Source organism: Streptomyces malachitofuscus, from assembly GCF_055571035.1.
This window is the reverse complement of the sequence record NZ_JBVIGA010000080.1, coordinates 1-1,152: the sequence shown is the minus strand read 5'-3', so window position 1 is coordinate 1,152 and position 1,152 is coordinate 1. Positions and strand designations below refer to the sequence as shown.

Below are 1,152 nucleotides of genomic sequence, written 5' to 3'. Positions count from 1 at the left end.
CTAGTGTCCTGAGTCAGGAATTCGGTTCAGATATCCGGCGAGGCGTTCGAGGATGTCGTCCGCGGTCTTCGTCCAGACGAAGGGTTTCGGGTCTTCGTTCCAGGTCTTGATCCAGGTGCGGATGTCCTTCTCCAGGGCCTGGACGTTCTTGTGGACGCCTCGCCGTATCTGCTTGGTCGTCAGCAGGGCGAACCACCGCTCGACCTGGTTGAGCCAGGAGGAGCTGGTGGGGGTGAAGTGCACGTGGAAGCGGGGATGCGCGGTCAGCCATCGCTGGATGGCGGGGGTCTTGTGCGTCGAGGCGTTGTCGCAGATCAGGTGCACGTCCAGCCCGTCGGGCACTTCCTTGTCGATCCGGATCAGGAACTTCTTGAACTCCACGGCGCGATGCCGGCGGTGGATTTGGCCGATCACCTCGCCGGTGGCGGTGTTCAGCGCGGCGAACAGGGTGGTGACGCCGCCGCGCACGTAGTCATGCGTACGGCGCTCGGGCATCCCCGGCATCATCGGCAGCACCGGCGCTGACCGGTCCAGCGCCTGGATCTGCGTCTTCTCGTCCACACAGAGCACCAGCGCATGCTCGGGCGGAGCGAGATACAGGCCGACCACATCACGGACCTTCTCGATGAACTGCGGATCCTTGGACAACTTGAAGGTGTCCACCAGATGCGGCTTGAGGCCGAACGTCCGCCAGATCCGCGCGATGGCCGACTGCGACAGCCCCACCTCCTTGGCCATGGACCGCGTCGACCAGTGCGTGGCGTCCCTCGGAGTAGCCTCCAGCGTCTTGACGACCACTTCCTCGACCTGGTCGTCGGTGATCTTCCGCGGTCCGCCCGGACGCGGTTCGTCGGTCAGGCCCTCCAGACGGTCCCGGACGAAACGGGCTCGCCACCGGCTCACCGTATGCGCCTCAACGCCCAGCCGGGCCGCAACGTCCTTGTTCGAAGCGCCCGTTGCGCTTTCCAACACGATCCGGCACCGCAGAGCCAGCGCCTGGGAAGACGTCCGGCGCCTTGCCCAACGCATCAACGTCTCACGCTCGTCATCGGTCAGCACCAGCTCGGCCTTCGGCCGTCCCGTCCTCGCCACCCGGCCATCATGCCGAACCAGCACTGACTTACGAAGCGAATTCCCGACTCAGGACACTAG

Annotated in this window: 1 protein-coding gene; it reads right to left on the bottom strand. The window is 65.0% G+C overall.

The features are described 5' to 3' along the window. Nucleotides 1-1,029 (bottom strand): IS630 family transposase, encoded by a 1,029-nt coding sequence (locus ACZ44S_RS39135; RefSeq protein WP_466938289.1) that lies wholly within the window; start codon nucleotides 1,027-1,029, stop codon nucleotides 1-3. Nucleotides 1,030-1,152: the final 123 nt, after the last annotated feature.

Coding starts and splice junctions, on each gene's coding strand:
- ACZ44S_RS39135 (WP_466938289.1), bottom strand. CDS start 1,029: ATGCGTTGGGCAAGGCGCCGGACGTCTTCCCAGGCGCTGGCTCTGCGG.